The following is a 25,768-nucleotide window of genomic DNA, read 5'->3' as shown; positions in this document are numbered from 1 at the left end:
CCGGGTACATCCGCTTCACCCGATGCCCTTGCGCACACCGTGCGTTGCCCGCCGTCCCCGAGCCGGGCCGGCTATACGGGTCGGTCCGCGACCCCGCTACGCGCGTCCGCAACCTCGCTACGCGCGTCCACGTCTGTCCCGCCGACGAGACGCGGCCCGTCGGCGTGGGCTTCCCGCGCGCTCGGGAAGCGGATGGTGACGTCCAACCCGCCGCCGTCCCGGGCGGTGAGGGTGAGGTCGCCCTGGTGGACGGTGCTGATCGCACGGACGATGGACAGGCCCAGACCGGCGCCGCCGTCGGCGGATCGGCGGGTGTCGCGGCCCCGAACGAACGGCTCCAGCAGGCCCGTCGCGTCCTCCCGCAGGATCGACGGGCCGGTGTTGGTCACCCGGAGGAGTACATGGTCGCCGATCCGGTCGGTGTGTACCGTGATGCGGCCGTCGACGTGGTTGTACCGGACGGCGTTGTCGACCAGATTGCCGATCAGCCGCTCCAGCAGCACCGGTTCGCCGTACATCCGCGCGGGTCGGCCCGCGACGCGGCAGGTGAGCCGCCGTGCGCTCGCCGCGTCGGCGGCGCCGTCCAGGATCCCGGTCGCGATCTCGGCCAGGTCGACGAGGCGATGCCGGCCGGGATCACTTTCGCTGCGGGCCAGTGCGAGCAGGCCGTCGAGCGTACGCCGGCTGTGGTCGATCGCGGCCCGGATGTCGTCGGCCATCGCGAGCAGTTCGGCCCGGTCCGGCTCGCCGTCCAGGGTCACGTCGATCGCGGTGCGGATCGTGGTGAGCGGTGTGCGCAGTTCGTGTGCGGCGTTGGCGGTGAACAGCCGTTGTCCGGCCAGGATCCGGTCGCGCTGCGCGACGCCGGCGCGGATCCGGTCCAGCATGCCGTTGATCGTGGCCGCGAGGTCGCCGAGTTCGTCCGGCGGCGTGCCCACCGGCACCCGCTCGGACAGGTTCTCGGCGGACAGCCGCTGCGCGGTGGCCGCGATGGCCCGGATCGGCTGCAACACCCGTCCGGCGACCAACCACCCCAGGGCCGCGGCCAGTACGGTCACCACGGCGAGCGCGATCCCGGCCCGGGTGAGCAGGTCGGACAACGTCGTGGCCCGCACGCGTTCGGCGAGTGCGGTCATCTCCCCCACGTTCGGGGGTGATTCGGTGTCGGTACCCGGGCCGGCCAGGACCTCGATCCGGATCCGATGCCGCAGGCTCCGCCGCACCAGCAGATACGTCAGCGCGGTGAGCACCACCCCGGCGGCCAGGACCAGCGCGGTGTACAGCGCGGTGAGCCGACCGCGCGCGGTCAGTCGCACGCCGGCCGGGCCACGATCCGGTATCCGACACCGGTCACGGTCTCGATCAGGACCGGATCGCCGAGCTTGCGCCGCAGCGTGCCGACGGCGATCCGGACCGCGTTGGTGAACGGGTCGGCGTGCTCGTCCCAGACCTTCTCCAACAGCGTCTCGGCACTGACCACGTCCCCGGCGACGGCGAGCAACCGTTCGAGCACGCCGAACTCCTTGGGCGTCAAGTGCAGTGCCCTGCCGCCGCGTTCGGCGCAGCGCCGAGCGGGATCGAGCGTCACGTCGGCGGCCCGCAGCACCGGCGGCCGCGCGGGCGCGCTGCGACGGGACAACGCGTGCACACGGGCCACCAGTTCGGCGAACGCGAACGGTTTGCCCAGGTAGTCGTCGGCGCCCAGGGTGAGCCCGTCGACCCGGTCCCGAACGGCACCGGACGCGGTGAGCATCAAAATCCGCGAGGTGCCCGACTCGGCGAGCCGCCGACAGACGGTGTCACCGTGCACGATCGGCAGATCCCGATCCAACACCACCACGTCATAAGGGGTCGATTCCCCCTTATCCAGGGCACTTTGCCCATCTCCCGCGACATCGACGGCAAATCCGTGTTTGCGCAGTCCGGCGGCGATATAGCCGGCCAGCGGCTGCTCGTCCTCGACCAGAAGCACTCGCATCCCGGCAGCATCCCAGCCGACACATATGGATCGTGTATGGCCGAGAATTCGCTCGGACACCGCGGAGCGTGCGACGCCGACCGGGCCCGGGTCACGCGTCCCCGCGTCGCATACGGATCGCGGCCCCGTCCCCTCGGGGCGGCCCCGTCCGAGCCCCGGAGCGCCGCGCGGGCGTCGACGCCGCCGTCACGGCCCGACTCCCGCTCCCGACCGTGCCATAGGGCAGCAGGGCGTACACCATCCACCCGCCGTCCGGATCCGGGCCGATGTCCAGCCGCCCGTCGAGCATCGCGACCCGTTCGCGCATGCCGATCAGCCCGTGGCCCATCCCGTCGCCCGGTGCCTGCGCACCGCGCCCGTCGTCGCCGATGCGCAACTCCAGGGCCTGCTCCAGGTATCTGACCAGCACCTTCGCGGTGGCCTGCGGACCGGCGTGTTTGCGGGTGTTGGTCAGCGCCTCCTGGATGATGCGGTAGGCGGTCAGGGCGACGGTCCGGGAGGGGTCGATCGGTACCCCCTCGACGGTCAGGCCCACCGACATCCCCGCGCGGCCGACCTGGGCCACGAGGTCGTCCAGGTGGCCGAGGCTCGGTTGCGGGGTCATGCCCTCGGTCTCGTTCTCCGCGCGCAGTACGCCGAGCAGTCGGCGCATCTCCACCAGTGCCTCGCGGCCGGTCTTGGCGATGGTGTCCAGTGCCTCGCGGGCCTTGTCCGGGGCGGTGCCGATGGCCCGTCCGGCGCCGTCGGCCTGGACCACGATCACCGACACGTTGTGTGCCACCACGTCGTGCAACTCTCGGGCGATCCGCGAACGTTCGGCCGCCGCCGCGATCTGTGCCTGCTGGTCGCGCTCGAACTCCAGGCGCGCCGCGCGTTCCTCGAGTTCGGCGTAGTAGGCCCGCCGGGTGCGCATCGAGTCGCCCAGGACCCAGGCGATACCGAGGCTGATCACCAGGAAGCAGTAGCCGAACAGTCCGTCGCGCAGGTTGAGTTCGAGGTTGGTGCCCCATCGCGCGAAGTAGAGTCCCGGTCCGACGAACACGGCGACGAGCGCGATCCGCGCGCGCCGCCGACTGCCCCACTTCGCCGTCGTGTACAAAACCATCGGGACCGCGAAGCTCGCCGCGGAGATCGCCTCGGTGAAGAACAGCTGCCCCACGCCGCCCAGCGCGACCACCAGGAAGGCGGCCCGAGGGTAAACCCGGCGCAGCACCGCGCCCAGACTGAACACCGCGACGACGACCCACGTCCAGGTCCAGGCGTGACCGGTCGGCGCGTCGGCGGCGTTTTGCTGACTGGCGCTCAGCAGCGGCAGCGGCACCATGTACATCGCATCCACCACGAGCGGATGGACGCGCAGCCAGGCGTAGATTTTTTGCACACCCGGACGCTACGGTCACCGCGCCCTCGGCGGCGTCATCCGGGGCGGCGAGCGATCCCCTAGTCCGGAGGTCGCACACGTAGGGGTCGTTTCTCCTCCGGTCGACCCCGGGCCGGGTGCGGAAGTTCACCGGGATTGCGTTGACCCCCGAGCGCTCCTCATGCGAGCTCGGCGCGGGGGATCTTCGCGAGGAGGCAGGGTGGGGTACTGCGGGAGTTGCGGCGGCAACGGCTGGATGCCGATGGAGACCATGTGCTCCGGGTGTGGCGGATCCGGCCAGAACTCTGTGGTGCAGGACGGGATGGGCTGTGGGGGTTGTGGTGGTGGCGGTCGCACCACGCAGATGCAGCCGTGCCCGGGCTGCAACGGCACCGGGGGATACGGGGGCGGCGGAGACGGCGGAGGCCCCGCCTACACCCCCCAGCGCGGGCCGGTCTCGGCCGCCGGGCGGATCAAGATCTTCATGTACAACCTGATCCTCCTCGGCGGGCTCGGCGGATACGTCTACTACACGACGCGGTAGCCCCGGGCGCACCGATCCCCGGGCCGGCCCACAACGGCCGGCCCGACTCGGGCACCGACCCGGCTAGCCCTTGGCGACCGGCCGGTAGGTGCACACGTGCACGCCCGCGTCGCTGATCACGGTCGAGGCGAGTTCGAGCGTACGCAACCCGCCGTCGGCCGGGAAGATCGTCTTCCCGCCGCCGAGCAGCACCGGCATGATCATCAGTCGCAGCTCGTCGACCAGGTCCTCGGCGAGCAGCGTGCGGGCGAGCGTCGGGCTGCCCATCACCAACAGGTCGCCGCCGTCGGTCTCGCGCAGCCGGCGGATCTCGGCGAGCGCCGTATCGCCCGCGAGCACCGTGGTGTTGTTCCAGGTCGGGTCGTCCGGACCGAGCGTGGAGGAGACCACGTACTTGGGCATCGCGTTCAACCGGTCGGCGAACGGGTCGCCGGCCCGCTCCGGCCAGGCGCCCGCCATGGTGACCCAGGTCCGCCGGCCGAACAGCAGCGCCTCGGCCTTGCCCGCCGCGTCCGCGAACGCCCCGCCGACCACCTCCGGGTCGAAGAACGGGTGCGTCCAACCGCCGTGGGCGAAGCCGCCGTCGGTGTCCTCGTCGGGACCGCCCGGCGCCTGGACGACACCGTCGAGGCTGATGAACTCGCTGATCACGATCCGCATGGGGTGGTGCTCCTCTTGCTTGTTCCGGGGTCCCGGGGTTCCGGGGGGACGGGCTTGCCGGGTCGGGGTCGGGGTCGGGTGCGGGCTCGGGTTCGGGCTTCCGAGCGCCGGGCTCCCGGTGCCCGGTGCCCGGTCCGGTGTTACGGGATGGAGACTGTAGCGCCCGGCCGAAACTCATCGCACGAACCTCGACGAGTGTCGGTGACCTGGGTCACGGCATCACCGGTAGTCGATCTCCGGCCGGCGACACCCACGTCCGCCGCCGTCCCGCGCCCCGGCCGGCGGCCCGCCGCGCACCCGCCGAAAATCGGCGGCCACGGGCGCCCGGCCCGGGCAGGATGGAGCCGGCGTACCCACCTCTCTCCCCCGGAGCCGCACACGTGTACCAAAGCGCCGATCTCGCCGCGTTGCTGGACCACCTCTCCCCCGCCGAGGCCGTCCGGTTGTCGACCCGGCTGCCCGCGGCCTCACGCCACGAGGTGCTCGCCGAGGCACTGCCCGCCTCCCCCGAGGTACGCGCGGCGATCGTCGCATGGGCGATCGAGGAGGGGGACGGCGACGATCGAGACGCGCTGATCCGCGGGTCGGCCCCGAACGCGGACGTGCCGGAGGCGCTGGCCGGCGCAGGCGATCCCGCGCTGCGCGTCGCCGCGTACCTCCACCCCTCGGCAACGGCCGCGCTGCGGCGGCGGATGCTCGCGGGTGGGCCCGACGTCCCGCCCGTACCCGAGGAGTTGCGGGATCGGCTCCTGGCCTCGCGTTCGCGCCTGCTGCTCGGCCCGGCGCGCGCCGCGGCCGATCGTACGATCGCCGCGCACGCGGCGCGCCACGTGCGCGGCCCGCGTCGCCAACCGCCGCCGCACGCCCCGGAGGACGTACACGCGTGGTTCCGGGCGTCGATCCCGGCGCGCCCGACGGACTACCGAACGCGCTTGCGCCGTACCGCCGTCCGCCGACGCAACGCCCGGCTCGCCGCCGTCGTGTTCGAGGCCTGGTCGCGGGCCGACTGGATCACCCTGGCCCGCCTGCACGCCGCCGACCCCCTCGACCCGGCCACCGCGGACCACCTGGCCACACACCCCGCGTGCCTTGCCGCCGCCCCCGACGTCGCGCCACTGCTCGCGGGCACGCTCGACGGAGTGGTCCACGCGGCCGTCGCCGGGCTGCGGGCCGGCGTGCTCACCCCGGGTGGGCTGTACACCCGAACCGGCAATGCCCCACTGCTCCTCGCCGCCCTGGCCGACCCCGGATTCGGCGTCCTCTCCCGCGAGATACCCGGCATACGCGAGGCACACGCGGCGCTGCGGGAGACGGTGCGCCGCGTACTCGGCGACGACCCGACCCACTGGCGATCGCTACTGGCCCTCCTGCGCGGCGACTTCCCGGGCACCATCCCCGAACTGCTGCGCGCCGCCGCCCTCCTGCCGCCACCCGAGGTGTATCCGCCGCACCCCGAGCACACCCTCCGGAGCGGCGGCTCACCCTGGACGTTCCTGCTCGCGCTCGCGGAGTCGGCGACCGTCGGGTCGGTCGTCGCCGCCCTCGCCGCACCGGCCGATCCGTCCTCGCCGGCCGGCCACTCGGCGGATCGGGCCACCGCGATCGGCACCCCCGTCCCGGCGTTCGGTCCCGGCGACGGCTGGGGCGAGGAAATGTCGCGCCTGCCGGAGGGATCGCCCCTGCCGGGCGCGCTGATCGCCGCCTTCGCCGCGGTGGCCGACGAGCCGGCACGGGCCGAGTTCGCCCGTCGGCACGGCGGCGACCCCGAAGTGGCGGAATCGCTGGTCGGGTTGGACGACCCCGCCGTCAACGCCGCACTGATACTGAAGCATCGACCGCGGACCCGGACCATCCGCCGGATCCTCTCCGGCACCGCCGCGGCCGGCGGACCTCCCGGCGCGATCCCGCTCCACCCGTCGGTGTTCGCCGACGCCGACACGCCGTGGCCGCGCGTCGCGCGCACGCACCGGGTGCACTGCAACGATCCCGCGTTGATCGTGGACGCCCTGCGCACACAGACCGCGATGTGCGCCGGGTATCAGACCGCCGCCTGCCGGCGCCTGGTCGCGCTGGGCCGTGCCGACCTCGTCCGCGACTTCGTCACCGGCTCGCGGGGCACCGGGCGCGCCGAACCCCATACGATCCTGACCCGGACACTCGCCGAACTGCCCGACCCCGACGACGCCGGGGTCGTCGCCGAGGCCCTGCGGGAGTTGGCGGCCGAGTTGTTCCTCGCCGACCTGCGCACGCCGAATCTCTCCGACCTGCTCTGCCACTTCGAGTTCGACGCGGAGCCGGACTGGGCCGCCGTGCGGGCGACCCGTGCCGACGGTGGCCTCATCCGGATCGCCGGAATCCTGTCCCGGCTCGACGACCTGCCGGCCGACGTCGCCCGCGCCGTGCTGACCGCCGACCCCGACCGCTGTGCCACGACACTCGCGCCCCGGTCCGCCGCCCTGGCCCGACTCGCCCTCGACACCGCCGAACTACCCCGCCCGAACGGCGGCCCGGGCGCCTACCCCAACAGCCCCGACTGGCCGGAACGCTGCCTGCGCGAGGGCCTGTTCGCCATCGAGGACCTGATCGCCCGGGGCCGCCCGGCCGGCGCGGTGCTGCGGATCTGCCGAGCACTCCCGGCCACCACCCACGGCGCGGACGACCTCGTCGCCGACCTGATCGCCCGACACGGCCCCCTGTCCCCCGACGCCTGGGCGGTGTTCGCGGCCATGATGGGCGACTTTCCGGGCACCCTCCCGGAACTCCTCGGCGTCGCGGTGGCCGCGACGGCGTGATCAGCGGCCGGCCGGCTCCGCGCAGGTCCCGGGCGGGCCGTTGCGCAGCACGACGGCGGCGCGTTCCGGGTCGACCACGGGGAAGACCACGTTCGGATCCGCGCCCGGTTCGAGCTCCGTCCTGATCGACCACGTGGTGATGCCCACCTCGGCCAGGGCGCGCTCCACACGTGCCCGAACGTCCGCGAGGTTCGGACACCGGCCGCCCGCCGCCGGGCCCGACAACAGCCGGTTCAGGCGGCGGACCCGGTCGATGGTCGCGCCGCGGTAGCGGGCGCCGTCGTCCGGGCGGGTCATGCCCAACGCGGCGCAGGCGTCCCGCACGCCGACGCCGGTCGGTTTCGGCATCGTCCACAGGCCGTTGTCGTCACCCTTGCGCGTACAGGCCACCAGCTGCGGCACGGCGGGCCGCGGGGCGGCGCGCTCGGGGCTGTCGGTCGGAAGGTAGGTCCGGGCGGTGTCGGTCATCGCGTCCCAGACCGCGGCGCACGCCTCCTCCGGGGTCTGCGCGGCGTCGACGTGCACGGTGTACAGGAACGCGGGTTCGACGGTGTACGTGTACGAGCAGGCCGTCTGCTGGGGATAGGACACCCGGACCGGCGTGTCGTCGATGAGCATCGCCGCCATCGTGCCGCCACCCGCCGCGAGGACCGCGAGCGGTACCCCGATCCGCCAGGCCCACCGCCGGCGGGGGGAGACGGGGGCGCGGGCGGCGCCCTCCGCCGCCGCGTCGTGCAATGCCTGGAACAGGGTGGCCGCCATTCCCTCGGCGCGGCCGGCCGGGAGGTCGCGCTCGGCCGGCGTCGGGAGCAGCGCGGCCAGGTCGTGGGTCACCGCGTCATGGGTGTTGACGTGATCGTCGAGATCGGCGTGGGCGGTCGGGCGCTTCATCGGGCTTCCTTCCGGATGGGTCGGCCGACGGGCAGGCGCCCCGGCCGGCGGGCGTCGTCGACACGTTTCGCGGGAGCGGGCACGGGAGCGGGCGCGGACGCGGGTGTCGGCGAGGCCCGATCCGCACCCGCCGCGCCTTCCTCCCGGTCCGCGAGCCGCTTGAGCTTGGCGCGGGCCCTGGACAGCCGCGAGCGCACGGTGCCGACCGGGATCCCCAGGGCCTCGGCCGCCGAGGCGGAGTCGAGTCCGGAGAACACGCACAGCGCGACGACTTCTTGTTCCTGCCGGCGCAGCGTGCCGAGCATCGTCCGGACCCGGGCGATCGTTCTGGTGTCGTCGATGCGGTCGACCAGTGAGTCGGCGAAGTCGGGCACCGCCCGCTCGCGCGGCACACGGTCCAGGACCGCCCGATGTCGCCGCGCAGTTCGGCGTTGGTTGCGGACCACGTTGCCGGCCACGCCGAGCAACCACGGCCGCAGCGAACCGCCTTCGGCGGCCACGTCGGCGCGCAGCCGCCAGGCCTCCAGGAAGGTCAGCGCCACCACGTCCTCGGCCGCGGCCCAGTCGCCGGTCATCCGAAAGCCGTGGTTGTAGACGGACTTCGAGTGCTCGGCGAACAACTCCTCGAAGGCGTAGGGGTCTCCGGCTCTGATCCGGGATCTCATGCTTGTTTCCACACCCTTCGACTGTCCGGCAGCCGCTCGCGCGCTCCCGGAGGGTGACACGCGTCACTCGCATTCGGGTGCGGGGCGTGGGTCACGGGTGCGTATAGGCGGGGATTCCCTGGTGCTTTTCACCCGCGGGCGCTGCGATGCTCATCCTGCACGGCTCTGCACGGCTGCACGACGGAAAGGAACCCTCCCTCGGATCCGGCCTCGGACCGTGATCCGACCCTAGTGAGCGGAGTTCTCTCGTGACTGCAAAGACCCTTCGCAAGCGTCTCGGCCGAGCGTGCAAGGTCACGGCCCTGACGGTGGCCGGGATCACCGCGATGTTGGCACTGGCCGCCGGCCCCGCCGCGGCCGATGCCGACGGCGGGTTCGGCGGGTTCGGCGGCGGATCCAGCGGCGGTGGCGGCGCGACCGGCGGCTGGTAGCGGACCTCGGGCCGGTGCGGCCCGAGGGACGTGTACCGAGGCCGCACCGGCTCCGTGGCACGTGCGATGCCCACCGTCGGAAGGGGCCCACGATGCACAACGGTTGGATCGTCCTGATCATCGGCGTCACGCCGCTTGTGCTGTTCGGCGTCTTCATCGCACTGGTCGAGCCCGATCCGGACGCCTGCGCGAACTGCGGACATCTGCCCGCGGACCACGGAAGCACGTGCGGCGGGGACGAGTTCGACGTCGGTGAACTCGTGCCCAACGGCAGGTCGTGCGGCTGCGTGCGGTACCGACGGCGCTCGACCACCGGCTGACGTCGCGGCGTCGGGCGCCCGGCCGAGATGCGATGGAAGATGTGGTCCACGTCACACAACGCGATACCGGAGTCGGGTGGTCATCGTGGTGTGAAGCGAACTGGTTGTGGGATCGGGCTCTCGGTCGTGATACCCGTGTACAACGAGTCACGGCGGCTGCCGGGGACTCTGGCCGCGGTGGTCGATCATCTCCGGGAGGTCGGAGGCGATTGGGAACTGGTCGTCTCCGACGACGGATCCACCGACGATACGTACGCCGGAGCCGCGGCGACGGCTCGTGACGAACCGCGGGTGCGGCTGGTGCGACATCCGGTCAATCGAGGCAAAGGGCACGCCGTACGGGTCGGGGTCGCGGCCACGCGCGGCGACCGGGTGCTGCTGTGCGACGCGGATCTGGCCACCCCGATCGACGAGTTGGCCCGGCTCCAGGCGGCGCTCGACGCCGGGTTCGACGCGGCGATCGGCTCGCGCGGGCCGGCGTTCGCGGTGGCCCGGCCGCCGGTGCGCCGGGTGTTGTCGGATGTCGGGAGCCGGCTGATCCGGGCCGTCGCGCTGCCCGGGACGGTGGACACCCAGTGCGGGTTCAAGCTGTTCCGGGGCGATCGGGCCCGGGCCGCGTTCGCGCGCGCGAGCGTGGACGGGTGGGCCTTCGACATCGAAGTGCTCCGACTCTTCCTCGCGTTCGGCTGGAGCTTCGTCGAGGTCCCGGTGGCGTGGACCCACCAGGACGGCTCCAAGCTGCGCCCCGGACACTGCCTGGAAGTGCTCACCGACCTGGCCCGGGTACGGCTGCGGCACGGCCCGGTACCGGCCGCCGCCCGCACCCCCGGCACGGAAGCGCTGCAGATGCCGCTCCCCCCGGGACGGGCCGCGTGACCGCGGTGCGCGAGTCCGTCGCGCCGATCCGCACGATCACGCTGCCCCGCTCCGGGCGCGCCCTGGACGCCCTGGTGTGCGGCGTCTACCTGGCCGCCTCGCTGCTGCTGTACCACGGCCTGTGGTGGGGTGGGCCCTCCGGGCGCTACCTGGTGGACAGCGGTCAGGACCAGCGCCAGTGGGAGTGGTTCTTCGCGGTCACCGCGCGCGCCGTCGCGCACGGGGAGAACCCGCTGACCACGACGCTGCAGAACCATCCCGACGGCGTCAACCTGATGGCGAACACCTCGATGCCGGGGCTGTCCATCCCGCTCGCGCCGATCACCTGGCTGTTCGGGCCGTCGGCGACCTGGGCGATCGTGCTGACCTTCGGGCTCGCCGCGACCGCCGCCGCCTGGTACTACCTGATCTCGCGTCACCTGGACGTCTCGCGCCCGGCCGCGGCCCTGGGCGGCGCGTTCTGCGCGTTCGCCCCGCCGATGATCTCGCACGCCAACGCGCATCCCAACCTGGCCGTGCTGTTCGTGATCCCGCTGATCATCGACCGACTGCTGCGTGTGGCCGGCGGCCTGCGGCCGATCCGCGACGGCATCCTGCTCGGTCTGCTGACGACCTATCAGATCTTCCTCGGCGAGGAGGCACTGCTGCTCGCCTCCACCGGGATCGCGCTGTTCGCCGTCGGCTACGCCTGCGCCGCACCCGCCGCGGCGCGCGCGGCACTGCGTCCGCTGGCCCGGGGGGTCCCGATCGGCGCGGCGCTGTGTCTGGTGCTGGTCGCCTATCCCCTGTGGTGGCAGTTCAACGGCCCGCAGAGCTACACCAACCTGCTGCACGGCCCGGCGGGCAACGACCTCGCCGCGCTGACCGCGTACGCCGACCGCTCCCTCGCCGGCGACATCGACGTCTCCTCGCGTCTGTCGCTGAACCGGACCGAGGAGAACGCGTTCTTCGGCTGGCCGCTGCTCCTGCTCGCCCTCGCCCTCGTCGTCGCGCTGTGGCGCACCGCGCTCGCCAGGGCGCTCGCGGTCGTGCTCGTCGGCGCCACGCTGTTCTCCCTGGGCCCGGAGATCATCCTGAACGGCGAACCCACCGGGATCGACGGGCCGTGGCGCTGGTTCGGGCAACTCCCGCTGTACGAATCGGTGTTGGAGAGCCGATTCACCATGGTCTGCGTGCCCGTGTTCGGCATGCTGCTCGCGCTCGGCGCGCAGGCCGCCACCCGTACCCGCGACCGCCGGATCCGGCTGCTGTGGTGCGTGGCCGCGCTCCAGGCGCTGGTGCCGCTGCTGCCGCAACCGCTGACCACCCAGCCCCGCGAGGCGACGCCCGCGTTCTTCACCGACGGCACCTGGCGCCACTTCGTGGGGTCGGGCCGGGCCATCGTGACGGTGCCGCTGCCCGACCCCTCCGATGCCCGGGCACTGAGCTGGCAGGTCGACGCCGACCTCGGCTTCCCGCTCGCCGAGGGCTACTTCGTCGGTCCGTTCGGACCGGACCGGCTCGGCGGCTACGGCGCGGTCACCCGGCCGACCTCGAACCTGCTGCGCGAGGTGCGCGACAGCGGCAAGGTTCCGGAGGTGACCGAGCGGGACCGCGCCCAGGCCCGCGCCGACCTCGCCTTCTGGCACGCGGACGCGGTGGTGCTCGGCCCGCACTACCAGGAGAACGCGCTGTGGTCGACCCTCGAACTGCTGCTCGGGCCGAGTCGGCAGACCGGCGGCGTGTGGGTGTGGGACGTCCGCGGCGGGAACGGCCGGGCTGCGGACGCCCGGGACGGGGGTGCGGCCGGTGCCGGCTGAGCGGGTGGCGGCGGGTCGGACCGGGGCGATCGCGGCCGACCCGGAGTCGATACGGTCCCCGGGAGGCGCCGGCATCGGCGGTTGGGCGAGGGAGGACAGGCGGGTGCGGGCGAGCGACGAGCACGCGTACACGGAGTACGTGTCCGCCCGGCTGCCCGCGCTGCGCCGGGTCGCCCGCCTGCTGTGCGGTGACCCGGACCGGGCGGACGACGTCGTGCAGAACACCATCACGCGCCTGTACGTGCACTGGCGGCGCGCGAGCGCGGCGGACGACCTGGACCGCTACGTGCACCGCATGCTGGTGCGTGCGTTCCTCAACGAGCGCCGCCTGGCCTGGGCCCGGGTACGGCTGATCGGCGCGCCGCAGGACATCCCGCTGCCCGCCGCGCCGCCCGGACCCGACGTGGAGACGCGCGACGCCGTGCGGATCGCGCTGTCCCGGGTACCGCCCAGGCAGCGGGTCGTGCTGGTGCTGCGGTTCCTGTGCGATCTGCCGGTCGCCGAGGTGGCCGAGATCCTGAACTGCTCGCAGGGCACGGTGAAGAGCCAGACGGCGTTGGGCCTCGCGCGCCTGCGCACACTGCTGGACGGGCCCGTCGTGGCCCGATGGGAAGGGGAGTAGGCGGGCGATGGACACCGAGGAACACGAGGGCGCCCGACTGCTGGCCGCGTTGCGCGAGACGCCTCCGGTCGGGTGCGACGAACCGGGCGTGTACGTGGCGCGCGCGATCCGCGACGGTCGCCGCACGGTGCGGGCCCGCCGGGCGCTGGCCGTGGTCGGCGGCGCGGTCGCGGTGGCGATGATCGCGCTGGTGACGGTGGTGCTCGCGACGCCGTCGCGCGACGGGCGCTTCGGGCCGGCCGCCGGGGGCGGCTTCGACGTACGCGAGCGCACCTTCCGGGTCGGCTCGGCGGGCGGCTACACGCCGGTGTCCTACGAGACGGGCCGCTTTCGCCAGCGGGTGACCCTGGGCCCGGAGAAGCCGGGGGCCGCGCCGGAATTGGCGGCCACCCGGGCGACGGTGACGATGTACGCGGCGGGGCGGTTCCCGGCGACGGCGAGCGCGGCCGGCGCCGGCGCGCCGTCGGTCCGGGAGCGTCCGGCCGTGTGGCTGATCGGCCCGACCCCGGTCGACGGCCGGCTCGAACTGGCCTGGCAGTGGGCGCGGGACGCGTGGGCCGTGGTCTCGCTCACCGGCCCGGCCGCCGACGCCGAACGGGCCCGGCACATCGCCGAGAGTGTGCTTCCCGGCTCCCGCGTACCGGTGCGCGTCCCGTTGACCCTGGACCCGGGGGCACTGGCGAGCGGGGAGCACGTGGTCGCGGTGATCGCGCCGATGGCACCGGAGAAGTCCTCGCTGTACGCGCTGCGCTTCGGCACGACCGATCCGCCGAACGCGGAAGGCGGCGACCCGGCCTCGTTCGTCGTGGGCGTCGGCGCCACACCGGGCGCGCACGACGTGCCTCCCGACCGCATCTCCCGGGCCGACGGCGCGTTCGCCGAGTCCGAACCCGCGATCGAGGCGAACCGCCTGCGCGCGTTGCTGGCGGCGATCCGGCTGATCGACACCGCCTCCATCCAGCCGACTCTCGTCCCCTCCGACGGGGCGTCCACCGCGGCCGCCCCGACCACGTCCCCGCCCACCTCGGCGTCGGGATCGCCGACCTCGACCACCGATACCGCCGGCAACGTGGACGGCGCCGCCACCTCCACCCGAACAGCCGGCGGCGGTACGCCCGACGCCCCCGACACCTTCGGCCCTTCGTCCACATCCATGTCCGCGACCGCGACCATGGGGTCCGCCCGCTGAAACACACCGGTTCGGCGGCGGGAGCGAGGCCGGGGCGAGGGCCGGGCCGGGATGGCCGGTGGGGCGCTCGACACCTTCCGGCAGCCGGGCTTCGCGGTGGTGGGCGTGGTCTTTCGGGACGGCGTCGAGCACGCGCTGCGCGGGGCGGGACCGTCCTCGCCGCCGACCCGCACACGACCGCCGAGGCCCCGGGCGGCGGCCGGGCGGGACAACTCGCGGCGACGGCTCCGGCCGGCGGTCGGGGCGCGGTGCCGGACACGCTGCGCGACGCCTGCGCGGCGGGCCCGGACCGGGCGTTCCTCCTCTGCGGGGCGCTCTGGCGGGCGGCGGGCGTACCGGCCCTGCTCACCGTGCCGAAGGCGGCCCCGCCGCCGCCGGTGGGACCGGGGCGCCGACTTCCGAACGCGAGCCCGCGTCGCGGTGACACCGACGCGGATGCCGAACGGGCTCGCCCGCGGGCCGGGAGCGGATGCCACGACGGACATCGGCTCCCGGCCCGCGTCGGTCGCCGGACCGGCCGGGACGTCGGCTCAGGCGTTGGCGAGTTCGACGACCTTGGCGTCGGCGGCGTTGCGTTTGATCGAGTCGATCCCGTTCATGCACGCCGCACGTGTCTCGTAGGCCTCGCCGACGGCGATGATCTGCCCGTTGCCGGCTTTCAGGCGGAACCTGAACTTGCCTGCCTTGTCGGTGTACATCTCGAACTTGGCGGCCATGGCACACCTCCCGCTCATGTCGCCCTGCCTCCATGGTCCCGCTCCCCTCCGCCCGGGGCATCCGCACGGACGGCGGGCGGCGGGCGTCCGCGGGGTCGCCGCGCCGTGTCAGGCGGCCACCGAACGTCCCCGGAGCACGTCGGTGGTGGTCCCGGCGAGGAACTGCCGGATCAGCGCGGCGATCGTCTCGGGGGCGTCCTCGAGGCTGTAGTGGCCCACGCCCGGCAGCTCGGTGATCAGGCCCCGGGGGAAGGCGGCGCGGAACAGCGGGAGGAAGTGGCCGGCCGCCAGGGTCCGGTCGGCGGTGCCCCAGACGGCGAGCGCGGGGGTGTCGGCGAGCCCGGCCCGGACCTCGGCGGTCGGTGTCTCGAAGGTATGCGCGCCGGTGGCGAAGCCCCGGGCCCAGCCGATCGCGCCGAGGCATTCCTCGGGCGTGCGAAAGGCCGAGCCGTACGCTTCGATCCAGGTCGGGGAGATGATCCGGGTGTCCTCGAATCCGTTCAGCGCGAGCGTACTGAGGATGGTGAAGTCCAGGGCGCCCAGCACGTGTTCGAGCGTGCCGTCGCCGTGCGCGCGGGCGATCCAGCGAAACCAGGGCGACTCGGCGGCGTTGGCGGCCAGTACCGCGCCCAGGTCCTCCTGTCCGAACGGCGTCGGTGCGTTCACGGCGACGACGCGCGCGATCCGGTCCGGGTGCCGTGCCGCCAGACCCATGCCGACCGGACCGCCGAAGTCGTGCATGACCAGGGTGATGTCGGTCAGGTCGAGATCGAGGACCAGCGCCTCCAGATTGTCGACGTGGTCCCCGAGCCGGTAGGAGCGCGTGGTCGGGGTCTCGCTCTTGCCGAAGCCCATGTGGTCCGGCACGACGACCCGGTGGTCGGTCGAGAGTCGGCGGATCAGGTCCCGGAACAGGTAGCCCCACGTGGGTTCGCCGTGCAGGCACAACACGACCGGACCGGCCCCTTCGTCCGCGTAGTGCATCCGGAATCCGGGCGCCGAACTGTGGTGCGGCGCGAAGGGATAGCTGCCCTGGAAGGTCTCGTCGGCGGCGATCATCTCGGGTGGTCTCCTCGATCGTACGGTCCGTCCACGTTCCGCGTGGTGGCAACTTGCAACCACCATGACCATAGGAGACCCAGTTTTAATATGCAACCACTGTCGTCCGGCCGCCCCCGCCGGGAGGGCGGGGGTCGAGCCGCTACGGGCGGCGGCGGCCCGCGTTCGGGCGGCCGCCGCGACCGGTCAGGGGGTGTTGCCCAGGGCTTGGCGCAACGGGAGCGCGCCGGTGGCGATGTGTACGCCTCGGGAGACGATGCGGGCGTTGGTGGTGTCGAGCGAGGCCAGGCGGGACAGCGGGACCGGGCCGTCGTCGTGCAGCGAACAACACAGGAGCAGGATGGTGCGCAACGCCCCGTCGGGGTACGGCCCGTCGGGCGCGGTGACCACCTCGCGCAGCGTCTCCCACCGCACCGAGGCGTAGCGGCCGTCGTCGGACCAGTCCAGACACACCGCGTACAGGTCGGGGCGGCGGACGAAGGAGCCCTCCTCGGTGAGGATGTACGTGGTCGCCTGCGCCGCGTAGTCGCCTTCGGCGGCCCGGTACAGCGCGGCCTCGATCACCTCCGAGGACATCGCGGGCACGGACGCCCCGTCGTTGTGGCGCGTGGCGCGGCGGGTTGTGGCCCGCTCGATGCGGTGCTTGTTGTCGACGCGGTTGCGGCGACTGCTCGGGCGACGTTCGGTGCTCATGAGACCACCCTCCGGGACGGGTCGGGCGCCCACGTGTGAGCGGGGGCGAGCAGGTGTGCCGGGTCGACCTGGAACAGTTCGGCCAGGCGCTCCACGTCGTTGAGGTCGAAGGGCAGTTCTCCGGTGAACCGACGCCACGCCCAGGAGCGGCCGTGGCCCAGCGCCTCGCCGATGGCCCCGTCGGTGTAGCCGTCGCGCCGGGCGAGCATCCGCACGTTGCGCGCCACGATCATCCGGATGGGTTCGTCGGCGGTCGGGGGCGATATCCGCTCCGCCGTTCTGGTCTCACGCGCCCCAGGCGCCACATGCCTCATTCCGGCAGCGTAGAACGCGAGTTGCGGGAACGGTAGATCCGGCGCAACACAATCATCCCTCCCTGCGGGAAAGTTGCCCGAACAGCGAAAGCAACCCCACAACCCGGCCGCACAGTCGACGACCGGCGCGGAGCGGGGGCGGCGCGACCTGGGCCGCCGCGAACGAGGCGGACGCGCCTGGCCGGTTCCATGTCGGCCTCCCGCTCCCGGGCTGGTCCGCGACCGAGCGCGACCAGTGGCCGCGTGGCGGCTTCAGCCGCGACCTGATGGCCGACATGGTCGTGCACGAGGTGGCCCCGGGACACCTCGGCCACGGCCGCGCCATGCCACCGGCGCGATGACCGTCGAGGACGCGGCCCGCCGGTTCACCGAGGACGTCGCGCCGGCCGGCCCCGCCGCCGTACACGAGGCCCGGCGCGGCCTGTTCGACCCGACCCACGGCCGGTACACGTGGGGCAGGTTCGCCATCCCGGACCTGCGCGAACGGGCCCGCGCACGCTGGGTATCGGCATTCTCCCCGCCTCGCTTCCACGCCGCGATGCCGAACCTGGGCGCATCCCCGCTCGGCCTCCTGGACGCCGCCCTCGACCGGGGCCGACACCCCGGCGCACTCCGATTCGCCGGCCTCGAACCGGAGCGTGCCGGCCGGCCACCCACAACAGTTGCTATATTGCGCAACTATAGAAACAAGAATCGGGGCGGATCGGCTCGCCTCGAACGAACCACCGGGACGAGGCCGCGCGATGTCGGGAAGTCACAGGTCGGGCGCCAGGCCCGAGTCGGGGCCGCGGCCCGGGATATCCACCGAGACGCCCCGCACCCGCCGACCACGCAGGCGCCGCCGCCGGCTCGTCGGCGTCGCCCTCTCCCTCGTCATCCTCCTCGTGGCCGGCGCCGGCTGGATCTATCTGCGGCTCAACGGCAACATCCGGACCTTCTCCGCCGACGGCGTCTCCCCCGACCGCCCCGAGGAGACCGGCGGCCACAACGTGCTGGTGATCGGCTCCGACTCGCGCGCCGGCGGCAACGACGCGTACGGCGGCGGACAGGGCGACGTCGGCCGCTCGGACACCGCGTTCCTCCTGCACGTGTACGCCGACCGCAGACACGCGGTGGCCGTCTCGATCCCCCGCGACGCGCTCGTGGAGATACCCCCGTGCCGACTGCCCGACGGCTCCTGGACCGGGCCCAGAACCAACACCATGTTCAACGCGGCCTTCTCCGTGGGCGACACCACCCGGGGCAACCCCGCCTGTACGCAGAACACCGTCGAGAAGCTGACCGGCCTGCGCGTCGACCACACCGTCGTGATCGACTTCGCCGGCTTCGCCGAGATGACCTCGGCGGTCGGCGGCGTGGACGTCTGCGTACCCACCGACGTATACGCCGGCGACCTGAACCCCAACCTCCACGCGCGCGGCGAACTGCTGTTCGCCAAGGGCCGCCAGAACGTCTCCGGCCGCAAGGCGCTCGATTACGTACGCATCCGGCACGGCCTCGGCGACGGCTCCGACATCGGCCGCATCCGCCGCCAACAGGCGTTCGTCGCCGCGCTGATCACCCGGGTCAAGGGCAAGGGCCTCGATCCGATCACACTGTTCCCGCTCGCCGACGCGGCCACCAAGGCGCTGACCGTCGACCCCGGCCTCGGGTCGGTACAGAAGCTGACCTCGTTCGCGATGTCCCTGCGCGACATCGACCTGCACAACACCAAGTTCGTCACGGTACCGTGGCGCTACCAGGGCGAACGGGTCGCGATCGTCCGCCCCCAGGCCGACATCCTGTGGAGCGCGCTGCGCGCCGACCGCACCGTCGACGGCGAGGACGCGGGCGGCAAGTCCCCCGACCCGAACCCCGGTTCGCCGCCGGCGAGCACCGCGCCCCCACCCGGCACCGGAATCAGCGTCGCCGTCTACAACGGCACCCCCACCACGGGCCTGGCCGCCCGCGCCGCGGACACCCTCAGGGCCAACGGATTCACCGTCACCACCACGGCGACCGCCGCCTCCCGCACCCACATCGCGACCGTGATCGAGTACGGCCGGGGCGAACGCGACCGAGCCGACACCGTCGCCCACCTGTTCCCCGGCGCCGAACTACGGCCGACCTCGGCAACCGGCCTCACCGTCACCCTCGGCCGCACCTTCGCCACCGAGCCACCCCCGCCGACCGGGTCCACCGCCTCGACACCCGCACCCCCGCCGGCATCGGTCGTCGACAAGGTCCGCTCGGCCGACGACGACCCGTGCTCCAACCTCTCCTTCGGCTGAGCCCCGAGCCCCGACCCCCGAGCCCCGAGTACCACGCACGAGCCACGCCGGACACGTGCGCCGGTGGGCCGGAGGACGGACGCGGAGGCGGAGGCGGGACGTGTGCGCGCGAAGCGGGGTGTGGGGACGTTGGGGCGTGGGGATCCGGTTCGGTCAGCGGCCGCGGGGTTTTCCGCGTTTGGCGCTTTTGCCGGCACCGGCGCCGCGTGCACCTCGGCCGGCCGTGCCGGCGCCGCCCGGCTTGCGGCGCGCGTCGGGGCGTTTGGCCGCCGCCTTCGCCGACTTGGGCTGCGGCGGGGTGGGCGTACGTCCGCGCGAGCTGTTCACCGTCCGCCCCCGGACGATCCCGATGAACTCCTCCATCAGCTCGGAGGGCTCCCCCTCCGGCCAGGCCAGCGCGACCCGCGACTGCGGCACCTCGACGGTCCCGGCAGTCCCGGCGGCCTCGTCGGTCGTCTCGCCGGCCCCGGCCAGCGGCCGATACGTCAGGTCCTTGCGGTGGTGCAGTCGGGCCAACGACTGCGGGACGATCAGCAGCCCCACCCCGGCCGCCACCAGCTCGATCGCGTCCGCCGTGGTCGCCGGCCGCTCCTTGGCCGGCACGCCGGGCGGGCCGCCGGTCCAGTCGAGCGGGTCGTCCAGGGGGTGCAGCAGCACGAAGTCGGCCAGGTCCTCCACGGAGACCTCGTCGACCGCCGTCACGTCGTGGTCCTTGGGGAGCACGACCACGGTGGTCTCGGTGTACATGGGGATCGTGTTCAACCCGGTCCGATCCATCGGCAACCGCACCAGACCCGCGTCGGCGCCGCCGCTCCGCAGGGCCTCGGCCGCCTCGGCGGCGGTCACCGCGAGCAACGCCAGGGGCACGTCGGGCAGCCGCTCGTTCCAGATCCGCACCCATTTGGCGGGGGTCACCCCCGGAACGTAGGCGAGCCGGAACGAAGAGGGTGTTTCCGCGCCTGTCACCACGTCAGGTTACCGGCCATGATCGGTGGCACCGCACACGGTCGCTACTCTTGACCCCATGACGTCGCACAAGACCACCCAGACGATGAAGCCCGCGACCGCGGCGAAGAAGCTGGGCGTATACCTCGAGGCCACCCCCGCCGAGTTCCGGGAAGGTGTCGTCTCCCGCGACGAACTGAACGCACTTCAGGCCGACCCGCCGCAGTGGCTGCGCGAGCTGCGCGCCAACGGCCCGCACCCCCGGCCCGTGGTCGCGGTGAAGCTGGGCGTGTCCATCGCCGGGCTCGCGCGCGGCGGGATCACCGAGGCGCTGACCACCGAGCAGATCGACGCGCTGAAGGAGGAGGGCCCGGAGTGGCTGCTCCACGAGCGCGCAGTCCAGGCCGACGTCCGCAAGGAAGCGGTCCGGATCAAGGAGAAGAACCAGGCCAGGGAGGCCAAGGAGCAGGAGCGCCCCACCGCGCGCCCCGCCCCGGCCCGCCGCCCCCGTTCCTGACCCGTCCGCCTCGTTCCCCCGCGCCGGCCCCCGCTCCCGATTCGGCCCGGCCCAACCCCCGACGGTCGCCCGGCCCGCCCGGGCGACCCCTTCCGGCGTCGTCGGCCCGGCAGCCCCGTCAGCCCAGGTACGCCGGCGCCACCGCCGCCGTCGTCAACCGCCGGGGCGCCCCCGACCCGTCCGCCGGCAGCGCGTACAGATCCGCCCCGTAGTCACCCGGCAGCGCGTAGACCACCGTGTGCGGATCCGACCACACCACCTGGTCGTCCACGCTGCGTGATTCGGCGAGCGCGGTCTCGGCCATCGAGCGCGGATCGAGCGCGTACAGCCGCCAGGGCGCATCCGCCGACGCGCCCTCGACGCGCTTCTTGTAGACGATGGTGGCCCCGTCCGGCGACAACGACGGACACTCGACGTTGGTGTGCACCGAGGTCACCGTGCGCTCTCGCAAGTCGCCCCGGACCAGGTGGGTATGGCCCCCGGTGGCCATCGTGGCGTAGAAGACCCGGTCGTCGGCGAAGGTGACCCCCCAGAAGTTGGCGTCGGCGGGGGCGGATCGGTCGGCGCCGTCGCGGATCACGGTGAAGTCCTCCAGGGACGTGATCAGTTTTCCGTCGCGCAGATCGAGGATGCCGGTGCGGGTGGAGAAGTCGGCGCCCGCGTACGAGTCGCCGCCGACGAAGACCGTCCACGCGACCAGCGCGCCCGACGGCGAGACCCGGGCTCGGGACGGGATGCCGGGCAGCGCGTACGTGGCCCGCTCGTGCAGTCCGGCGTCCAGCACCACCGCGCGGTAGTTCTCCCGGAGCGTGCCGTGTTCGGCCCGAAGGCAGATCCCGGTACCCGCCGCGGCGTGAAAACGCAGGCACTTGACCCCGGACGCGGTCCGCGCCCCGTCCGGGTCGGCCGCGCGTACCGTGGCCAACTCGTCCCGGTGCGGCCCCCAGGCCAGGTTCCGGAACATCAGCAGTGGCTCGGCGGTCGTGCCGAGCGAGACGGGACCGGCGGCCACGGCGGGGCCGCCCGGCCGCGGACGGTTCTTGCGGTCGGTGCGGTGCACGGCGTGCAGTACGGCCGCGACGGCGATCACGGCCAGGACCGTGATCGCGGCGGCGAGCACGGACAACTTGCGGCGAAGTGTCATGGCGACCTTTCCGCGACCGGGCGCAGCAGCAGGGCGCCGGTCGCACACACGGTCAGCGCGACCGCGGCGGAGGTGAGTGCGGTGCGGTCGCCGAAGGCGGTCCAGGCGGCACCGAAGGCGATCGAGCAGACGAAGCGGGCCAGGGCCTGTCCGGTCTGCACCAACGCCAGTCCGCTGCCCCGAAGTTCGGCCGGAACCACCTCGGCGGCAGCGGCCATCAGCACCCCGTCGGTGGCGGCGTAGAAGCAGCCGTGCAGCGTGAGCACGACACACGGCAGCCAGGCCGCGTCGGCCCCCGAGAGCAACGACACATAGGCCACGAGCAGGGCGAAGTGCCCGCCCAGGAAGACCCGTTGCCGTCCGATCCGATCGGCGAGTCGGCCCAGCGGGATGGCCAGGAGCAGGAACGCCGAGGCGGTGCCGAGCGGCAGCAGCGCGAACCACCGGTCGGCGACACCGAGTCGGCGCTGGAGCAGCAGGTACACGAACGAGTCGCTGACCGTGGCCAGTCCGAGGAGCAGCGCGCATCCGGCGAGACGGCGCACGTCGGTGCGGCGCAGCAGTGCGACGGCGGCCCGCAGCGAGGGACGGGACGCCTGTGCGGGCAGGGGGACCGGGCGGGCCGGTACGAACAGCAGCAGAACGAGCAGGCCGAGTACGGCGATACAGAAGGCGACCAGGAACACCGCGTCGTAGCCGTCGACGGTGGCGCGCAGGATCGCGAACGCGACGAGCGGGCCGAGCAGCGCGCCCGCGGTGTCCATCGCCCGGTGTACGCCGAACGCCCGCCCGCGGTCCGCGGGTTCGCAGGACAGCGAGATCAGCGCGTCGCGCGGCGCGGTGCGCAGTCCCTTGCCGGTGCGGTCGGCGGCCAGCACCATGCCGATCAGCGGCAGCGAACCGACCACGAGCAGCAGCGGTTTGCATGCCGCCGACATGCCGTAGCCGAGCGCGGCGACCGTCTTGTGCCGGCCGCCCCGGTCGGCGAGGTGCCCGCCGACCAGGCGGACCAGCGCGCTGACGCCGTTGTAGATCCCGTCGAGAAGGCCGAAACCCAGTGGGGACAGGCCCAGTCCGGCCACCAGGTAGAGCGGCAGCACGGCCGCGACCATCTCCGAGGAGACGTCGGTGACCAGGCTGACCGTGCCCAGCGCCAGCACCGTGGGGGCGACGGCGGAGGGGGCGAGGACGGAACGCCGCCCGGAGCGGGGGCTCCGGGCGGCGTCCGGCGCGGCGGTACCGCGACTGTCCGCGACATACACGTCAGGGGACCCAGATCCCGGTGATGTCGGTGGCGGATCCGGCCTGTCCGGCGTGCGAGGTGCCGTACATGTCCTCGATCGTGCGGAGCAGGTTGTAGTGGTTGTAGGTGGTGGAGCTCGAACCGCCCGCGACCACCTGCTGTCCGTACAGGACGGTCGCGATGCGGTTGCCGCTCAACCGGTTGTCCTCGTCGAAGGTGACCACCAGGAGGCTGTTGTGCGTCTTGGCCCAGGTGGCATACGCGCCGAGGTTGTTCTGCAACCAGGTGTCGCCCGTGTGCACCGAGCAGTCGTGCATGTCGTTGCACAGGTTCGGGACCACGAAGGAGACCTTGGGCAGGGTGGTGTAGTTCGTCGGGAACTGCGCGAAGGTCTTCGCGGTGGAGGTCGGCACGTTGGAGAAGGCGAACCAGGGGTTGTGCTTGCGCGCGTACTGGCCGCTGGAGCACACGGTCGAACCCTGGGCGGGCAACGACTCGTTGTAGCTCGCCCAGGTCGCGCCGACCGCGATCAGTTCCGAGGCGAGGTTGGGAGCGGAGCTGAACCCGGGGCTGTAACAGCTGTCGTCCGTGATGCCCTGGGTGGAACCGGAGAACATCGCCAGGTAGTTGGGCTGGCTGGGATGGGTCTCGGCGTAGAACTGGCCGAGGTTGGCGCCGCCGGTCTTCAGCGAGTTGATGTACGGCGCGTTGGAGCTGCCGATGACCTGGCTGTAGGCGTGGTTCTCGAAGACCACGACGATGGTGTGGTCGGGAGTGGGTACACCGCCCGCGGCTCGGGCGGTGGGCGCGCCGGCGACGAAGGCCCAGGCGGCGACCAGGGCCGCGGCGAGGGCCAGGGCGGCACGGTTGTGGGTGCGGACGTGGCCGCGGACGGGGTGTCTGCGTCGGGATATGGACCAGTCGGACACGGTTGTCTCCTGTGACATCGGAGTGAGTGGAATACCGCGTGCGCGATGGTGCATCCCAGACGCTAGGGAATCGTCGGGTTCGTCCGGGAGGATCCGGAACGTGAAGTTCGTACGAACGAACCGGCGGCCGCCGGTCGCCAACCCGTCGATCGAACGTCGATCGAACGTCGATCGCCGTACGGCGCACCCGGCCGCACCGGTCACGTGGCGACGGCGGCGCGCGGACGATGACGGCGCGGGCACGACAACGGCCCGGGACACGATGGTGTCCCGGGCCGGGCGGGCGGCGGATCGGTGCGGTCAGCGGGACTCGGCGGACAGGCCGGCGGCCGCCAGGAGATAGGCGGTCATCGGGGCGTAGTCGCGGGCGTCGACGATGTGGTCGTCGAGCGGAACGGTCACCGTGACGGTGCCCTCGGCCTCGCCGAGGAACAGCGCCGGGTCGTTGCTGTCGGCGAACGCGACGGTGGGGATGCCGTGTTGCCCGGCACGGCCCGCCCAGCCGTGGTCGGCGACCACGAGGTCGGGGCGGGGTCGGCCGCTCTCTGCGAGCGCGTCCAGGATCGCGCTCATCGGTTGCGGGGCGTGCGTGTGCCACAGCGTGGCCCCGCGCTCCAGGACCGCGACGCCGCCGAACTGGCGGACGTCGCCCCAGGTTTCGTCGTCGCCCTCGGTGGTGCGCAGGTCGCGCGGGATGTCGACGACGGTGGCGCCGGCCGTGCTCAGCGACTCGGCGATGGCGCGGTGTACGTCGAGCAGGCCGCCGGGATGGCCGGTGGCGACGAGGACGTGCAGTCGGCGGGCCGCGGCGTCGCGCAGTACGGCGGCCATCCGGTCGAGGGCGGCCAGGGTCAGGTCGGGGTCGATGGTGTCCTGGCCGGTGCGATGAGCGGGGTTCGGGTCCACGCCCGCGCGCTCGGCCATCACGGCGAGCACGTCCTCCTCGGTCTTCCAGCGGTCGCCCAGGTCCAGGCCGAGCCAAAAACGCAGGTTTCCGCGGACCAGTTCGGCGTAGTGCCGGAGGTTGACCTCTCGTGGGGTGGCGATCGGGCCCGCGATGCGGGTCGCAATCAGGTGCCGGAGCAACTCGTCGGGCGACGGTGGGATGTTCGGCGTCGTCATGCCGCCATTGTGCGCACACGACAACCACCCGGTGGCCGGCGCCCCCACCCCGGGGCCGGCGGGGCGGTTGCGCGGCCCGCCGACGCGGTGATCGCGTCGGGGTCGGCGTCGGGTCTTTCGGCGGCCCCTGCCCGTGTCCCGAATCGGGGTCGTCGAATCCCGTTCACGCACGCGAAATCACGCCATAAGTCGACCGATTCGTGACGTTCTCCTTTTGTTGCGCAGCGTGGAGACTATTGGCGCGGAACGGCGGCCCACCCGCCCCACCAGCACCGGAGGACACAGGTGCGGGCGGCGACCGGGGACGGCCGACCACCGCGAAGGTTCGTGTACTGATCTGCCCGCCACTGCCGCAGGAAGGATCGAAATGAGCCCCGTGAAGGTAGAGATCCGCGACGCCGGTCCGCTCGATGTCGAGGTCGAGGAGGAACTGGTCGAGTTCGAGGACGAGACCAACCCGGAACGCCGGATCGAGTCGTGTCTGGCCGAGCCGTGGGTGACCGCCACCACCCGCGTGGGGTGCGACTGGGCCTGACCCTCCCGCCGAACACCGGATCCGGCCCGGAGCCCATCGATCCGGCCGCCCCGCACGGAGCACACGCATCCGCGCGGGGCGCGCGGTCCCGTACCGGGCACGCCGGCCGCGCGGACGCCGGCGGCGGACGGGCGGTCGCTCGGCGGACGGTGTG

Annotated in this window: 26 protein-coding genes and 1 pseudogene; 12 read left to right on the top strand and 15 right to left on the bottom strand. The window is 73.0% G+C overall.

What is annotated here, in order from left to right; genetic code table 11:
- Positions 1-71: 71 nt before the first annotated feature.
- The 3 genes from EMA17_RS38710 to EMA17_RS38700 all read right to left on the bottom strand — a co-directional run bounded on the left by EMA17_RS38710 (position 72) and on the right by EMA17_RS38700 (position 3,359).
- Positions 72-1,316 carry a sensor histidine kinase gene (locus EMA17_RS38710; RefSeq protein WP_218043216.1) on the bottom strand — a complete coding sequence of 415 codons (1,245 nt, stop codon included), beginning with the start codon at positions 1,314-1,316 and terminating at the stop codon, positions 72-74.
- On the bottom strand, positions 1,307-1,978 hold the full coding sequence (locus EMA17_RS38705) for a response regulator transcription factor (RefSeq protein ID WP_126641899.1): 672 nt from the start codon (positions 1,976-1,978) through the stop codon (positions 1,307-1,309). The genes EMA17_RS38710 and EMA17_RS38705 overlap by 10 nt, the downstream gene beginning before the upstream one ends.
- A gap of 91 nt (positions 1,979-2,069) precedes the next feature.
- On the bottom strand, positions 2,070-3,359 hold the full coding sequence (locus EMA17_RS38700; RefSeq protein ID WP_126641898.1) for a sensor histidine kinase: 1,290 nt from the start codon (positions 3,357-3,359) through the stop codon (positions 2,070-2,072).
- Positions 3,360-3,558: 199 nt separating this feature from the next.
- Here EMA17_RS38700 and EMA17_RS38695 point away from each other — a divergent pair, with 199 nt between their 5' ends.
- Positions 3,559-3,882: a hypothetical protein gene (locus EMA17_RS38695; RefSeq protein WP_126641897.1), complete on the top strand. Its 324-nt coding sequence runs from the start codon at positions 3,559-3,561 to the stop codon at positions 3,880-3,882.
- A 63-nt stretch (positions 3,883-3,945) separates the two neighbouring features.
- Here the strand turns inward: EMA17_RS38695 and EMA17_RS38690 are convergent, their stop codons facing one another.
- The gene (locus tag EMA17_RS38690) at positions 3,946-4,542 is read right to left on the bottom strand and encodes a dihydrofolate reductase family protein (RefSeq protein ID WP_126641896.1); all 597 of its coding nucleotides are present in this window, start codon (positions 4,540-4,542) and stop codon (positions 3,946-3,948) included.
- Between the two features lie 380 nt (positions 4,543-4,922).
- Here EMA17_RS38690 and EMA17_RS38685 point away from each other — a divergent pair, with 380 nt between their 5' ends.
- Entirely contained in the window at positions 4,923-7,334 is a 2,412-nt protein-coding gene (locus tag EMA17_RS38685) for a magnesium and cobalt transport protein CorA (RefSeq protein WP_126641895.1), read from the top strand.
- Here EMA17_RS38685 and EMA17_RS38680 read toward each other — a convergent pair whose 3' ends face one another.
- Both EMA17_RS38680 and EMA17_RS38675 read right to left on the bottom strand, forming a co-directional pair.
- Positions 7,335-8,225 (bottom strand): hypothetical protein, encoded by an 891-nt coding sequence (locus EMA17_RS38680; RefSeq protein WP_126641894.1) that lies wholly within the window; start codon positions 8,223-8,225, stop codon positions 7,335-7,337.
- Positions 8,222-8,890, bottom strand: coding sequence for an RNA polymerase sigma factor (locus EMA17_RS38675; protein ID WP_126641893.1), 669 nt, complete (start codon positions 8,888-8,890; stop codon positions 8,222-8,224). The genes EMA17_RS38680 and EMA17_RS38675 overlap by 4 nt, the downstream gene beginning before the upstream one ends.
- Before the next feature lie 248 nt (positions 8,891-9,138).
- On the opposite strand from EMA17_RS38675, the gene EMA17_RS38670 reads away from it, so the two are divergent.
- The 6 genes from EMA17_RS38670 (at position 9,139) to EMA17_RS38645 (ending at position 14,127) form a co-directional block, all read left to right on the top strand.
- A complete protein-coding gene (locus EMA17_RS38670) occupies positions 9,139-9,321 on the top strand; it encodes a hypothetical protein (RefSeq protein ID WP_126641892.1) in 183 nt (60 codons plus the stop codon).
- Positions 9,322-9,413: 92 nt separating this feature from the next.
- Positions 9,414-9,641, top strand: coding sequence for a hypothetical protein (locus tag EMA17_RS38665; RefSeq protein WP_126641891.1), 228 nt, complete (start codon positions 9,414-9,416; stop codon positions 9,639-9,641).
- Positions 9,642-9,818: 177 nt separating this feature from the next.
- Positions 9,819-10,517, top strand: coding sequence for a glycosyltransferase (locus EMA17_RS38660; RefSeq protein WP_246127179.1), 699 nt, complete (start codon positions 9,819-9,821; stop codon positions 10,515-10,517).
- Positions 10,514-12,316 (top strand): glycosyl transferase, encoded by a 1,803-nt coding sequence (locus EMA17_RS38655; protein WP_126641889.1) that lies wholly within the window; start codon positions 10,514-10,516, stop codon positions 12,314-12,316. Before EMA17_RS38660 ends, EMA17_RS38655 begins: the two co-directional genes overlap by 4 nt.
- Positions 12,317-12,419: 103 nt before the next feature.
- A complete protein-coding gene (locus EMA17_RS38650) occupies positions 12,420-12,938 on the top strand; it encodes a SigE family RNA polymerase sigma factor (RefSeq protein ID WP_246127178.1) in 519 nt (172 codons plus the stop codon).
- A 7-nt stretch (positions 12,939-12,945) separates the two neighbouring features.
- Positions 12,946-14,127, top strand: a complete 1,182-nt coding sequence (locus EMA17_RS38645) for a hypothetical protein (RefSeq protein ID WP_126641887.1) — start codon at positions 12,946-12,948, stop codon at positions 14,125-14,127.
- A gap of 530 nt (positions 14,128-14,657) precedes the next feature.
- Here the strand turns inward: EMA17_RS38645 and EMA17_RS38640 are convergent.
- The 4 genes from EMA17_RS38640 to EMA17_RS38625 all read right to left on the bottom strand — a co-directional run bounded on the left by EMA17_RS38640 (position 14,658) and on the right by EMA17_RS38625 (position 16,909).
- The gene (locus EMA17_RS38640; protein WP_126641886.1) at positions 14,658-14,843 is read right to left on the bottom strand and encodes a YegP family protein; all 186 of its coding nucleotides are present in this window, start codon (positions 14,841-14,843) and stop codon (positions 14,658-14,660) included.
- Between the two features lie 108 nt (positions 14,844-14,951).
- Positions 14,952-15,902 (bottom strand): alpha/beta fold hydrolase, encoded by a 951-nt coding sequence (locus tag EMA17_RS38635; RefSeq protein WP_126641885.1) that lies wholly within the window; start codon positions 15,900-15,902, stop codon positions 14,952-14,954.
- Positions 15,903-16,088: 186 nt separating this feature from the next.
- Positions 16,089-16,595, bottom strand: a complete 507-nt coding sequence (locus EMA17_RS38630; protein WP_126641884.1) for a hypothetical protein — start codon at positions 16,593-16,595, stop codon at positions 16,089-16,091.
- Positions 16,592-16,909 (bottom strand): helix-turn-helix domain-containing protein, encoded by a 318-nt coding sequence (locus EMA17_RS38625; RefSeq protein WP_126641883.1) that lies wholly within the window; start codon positions 16,907-16,909, stop codon positions 16,592-16,594. Before EMA17_RS38625 ends, EMA17_RS38630 begins: the two co-directional genes overlap by 4 nt.
- Before the next feature lie 235 nt (positions 16,910-17,144).
- Here EMA17_RS38625 and EMA17_RS56145 point away from each other — a divergent pair.
- A pseudogene (locus EMA17_RS56145) lies at positions 17,145-17,480 on the top strand (DUF885 family protein); the annotation flags it as partial.
- A 172-nt stretch (positions 17,481-17,652) separates the two neighbouring features.
- A complete protein-coding gene (locus EMA17_RS38615; RefSeq protein WP_126641882.1) occupies positions 17,653-19,179 on the top strand; it encodes an LCP family protein in 1,527 nt (508 codons plus the stop codon).
- Between the two features lie 153 nt (positions 19,180-19,332).
- Here the strand turns inward: EMA17_RS38615 and EMA17_RS38610 are convergent, their stop codons facing one another.
- Positions 19,333-20,145, bottom strand: a complete 813-nt coding sequence (locus EMA17_RS38610; RefSeq protein ID WP_126641881.1) for a LysR substrate-binding domain-containing protein — start codon at positions 20,143-20,145, stop codon at positions 19,333-19,335.
- Positions 20,146-20,203: 58 nt separating this feature from the next.
- Here EMA17_RS38610 and EMA17_RS38605 point away from each other — a divergent pair, with 58 nt between their 5' ends.
- Positions 20,204-20,641, top strand: coding sequence for a DUF5997 family protein (locus EMA17_RS38605; RefSeq protein WP_126641880.1), 438 nt, complete (start codon positions 20,204-20,206; stop codon positions 20,639-20,641).
- 118 nt (positions 20,642-20,759) lie between these two features.
- Here the strand turns inward: EMA17_RS38605 and EMA17_RS38600 are convergent, their stop codons facing one another.
- The 4 genes from EMA17_RS38600 to EMA17_RS38585 all read right to left on the bottom strand — a co-directional run bounded on the left by EMA17_RS38600 (position 20,760) and on the right by EMA17_RS38585 (position 25,079).
- Complete coding sequence (locus tag EMA17_RS38600) at positions 20,760-21,785, bottom strand: TolB family protein (RefSeq protein ID WP_126641879.1); 1,026 nt, start codon at positions 21,783-21,785, stop codon at positions 20,760-20,762.
- Positions 21,782-23,047: an MFS transporter gene (locus EMA17_RS38595; RefSeq protein WP_174861499.1), complete on the bottom strand. Its 1,266-nt coding sequence runs from the start codon at positions 23,045-23,047 to the stop codon at positions 21,782-21,784. The genes EMA17_RS38600 and EMA17_RS38595 overlap by 4 nt, the downstream gene beginning before the upstream one ends.
- Before the next feature lies 1 nt (position 23,048).
- Entirely contained in the window at positions 23,049-23,975 is a 927-nt protein-coding gene (locus EMA17_RS38590) for an alkaline phosphatase family protein (RefSeq protein WP_126641878.1), read from the bottom strand.
- Between the two features lie 282 nt (positions 23,976-24,257).
- Positions 24,258-25,079 carry a phosphatase gene (locus EMA17_RS38585; RefSeq protein WP_126641877.1) on the bottom strand — a complete coding sequence of 274 codons (822 nt, stop codon included), beginning with the start codon at positions 25,077-25,079 and terminating at the stop codon, positions 24,258-24,260.
- A gap of 367 nt (positions 25,080-25,446) precedes the next feature.
- Between EMA17_RS38585 and EMA17_RS52750 the strand changes: the two genes are divergently transcribed.
- The gene (locus EMA17_RS52750) at positions 25,447-25,614 is read left to right on the top strand and encodes an SflA family class IV lanthipeptide (RefSeq protein WP_170222334.1); all 168 of its coding nucleotides are present in this window, start codon (positions 25,447-25,449) and stop codon (positions 25,612-25,614) included.
- The last annotated feature ends 154 nt before the right edge of the window (positions 25,615-25,768 follow it).

The sequence above is a fragment of the Embleya hyalina genome (genome assembly GCF_003967355.1).
GTDB classification, from domain to species: Bacteria; Actinomycetota; Actinomycetes; order Streptomycetales; family Streptomycetaceae; genus Embleya; species Embleya hyalina.
This window is presented reverse-complemented; position numbering and strand designations above follow the sequence as displayed.

Excerpts from the sequence above, each read along its gene's own strand:
- EMA17_RS38585 (WP_126641877.1), bottom strand. The coding sequence starts at position 25,079 with ATGACGACGCCGAACATCCCACCGTCGCCCGACGAGTTGCTCCGGCAC.
- EMA17_RS38590 (WP_126641878.1), bottom strand. The coding sequence starts at position 23,975 with ATGTCACAGGAGACAACCGTGTCCGACTGGTCCATATCCCGACGCAGA.
- EMA17_RS38640 (WP_126641886.1), bottom strand. The coding sequence starts at position 14,843 with ATGGCCGCCAAGTTCGAGATGTACACCGACAAGGCAGGCAAGTTCAGG.
- EMA17_RS38675 (WP_126641893.1), bottom strand. The coding sequence starts at position 8,890 with ATGAGATCCCGGATCAGAGCCGGAGACCCCTACGCCTTCGAGGAGTTG.
- EMA17_RS52750 (WP_170222334.1), top strand. The coding sequence starts at position 25,447 with ATGAGCCCCGTGAAGGTAGAGATCCGCGACGCCGGTCCGCTCGATGTC.
- EMA17_RS38705 (WP_126641899.1), bottom strand. The coding sequence starts at position 1,978 with ATGCGAGTGCTTCTGGTCGAGGACGAGCAGCCGCTGGCCGGCTATATC.
- EMA17_RS38615 (WP_126641882.1), top strand. The coding sequence starts at position 17,653 with ATGTCGGGAAGTCACAGGTCGGGCGCCAGGCCCGAGTCGGGGCCGCGG.
- EMA17_RS38690 (WP_126641896.1), bottom strand. The coding sequence starts at position 4,542 with ATGCGGATCGTGATCAGCGAGTTCATCAGCCTCGACGGTGTCGTCCAG.
- EMA17_RS38680 (WP_126641894.1), bottom strand. The coding sequence starts at position 8,225 with ATGAAGCGCCCGACCGCCCACGCCGATCTCGACGATCACGTCAACACC.
- EMA17_RS38635 (WP_126641885.1), bottom strand. The coding sequence starts at position 15,902 with ATGATCGCCGCCGACGAGACCTTCCAGGGCAGCTATCCCTTCGCGCCG.
- EMA17_RS38665 (WP_126641891.1), top strand. The coding sequence starts at position 9,414 with ATGCACAACGGTTGGATCGTCCTGATCATCGGCGTCACGCCGCTTGTG.
- EMA17_RS38605 (WP_126641880.1), top strand. The coding sequence starts at position 20,204 with ATGACGTCGCACAAGACCACCCAGACGATGAAGCCCGCGACCGCGGCG.
- EMA17_RS38630 (WP_126641884.1), bottom strand. The coding sequence starts at position 16,595 with ATGAGCACCGAACGTCGCCCGAGCAGTCGCCGCAACCGCGTCGACAAC.
- EMA17_RS38600 (WP_126641879.1), bottom strand. The coding sequence starts at position 21,785 with ATGACACTTCGCCGCAAGTTGTCCGTGCTCGCCGCCGCGATCACGGTC.
- EMA17_RS38645 (WP_126641887.1), top strand. The coding sequence starts at position 12,946 with ATGGACACCGAGGAACACGAGGGCGCCCGACTGCTGGCCGCGTTGCGC.
- EMA17_RS38625 (WP_126641883.1), bottom strand. The coding sequence starts at position 16,909 with ATGAGGCATGTGGCGCCTGGGGCGCGTGAGACCAGAACGGCGGAGCGG.